Source organism: Cupriavidus sp. SIMBA_020 (assembly GCF_046535395.1).
Lineage (GTDB): Bacteria > Pseudomonadota > Gammaproteobacteria > Burkholderiales > Burkholderiaceae > Cupriavidus > Cupriavidus campinensis.
Window position 1 is genome coordinate 1 of record NZ_JAWRWU010000584.1, and the last position, 272, is coordinate 272.

The 272-nt window shown below is 54.4% G+C and carries 1 protein-coding gene; it reads left to right on the forward strand.

What is annotated here, in order from left to right; translation table 11 throughout:
* Positions 1-24: 24 nt before the first annotated feature.
* On the forward strand, positions 25-272 hold a 248-nt coding region (rpsF, locus tag SB751_RS30620; RefSeq protein WP_410749100.1), incomplete at its 3' end, for a 30S ribosomal protein S6.

Sequence of the window (272 nt, forward strand, 5' to 3'; positions counted from 1 at the left end):
GGCTACAACCCGTAAGGAGCATTCATGCGTCATTACGAAATCATCTTTTTGGTCCACCCGGATCAAAGCGAGCAAGTCGGCGGCATGGTTGAGCGTTACACCAAGCTGATCGAAGAAGACGGTGGCAGAATCCACCGCCTGGAAGACTGGGGCCGTCGTCAACTGGCCTACATGATCGAGAAACTCGCGAAGGCTCACTACGTCTGCATGAACATCGAATGCGACCAGACCACGCTCGACGAACTCGAACACGCGTTCAAGTTCAACGACGC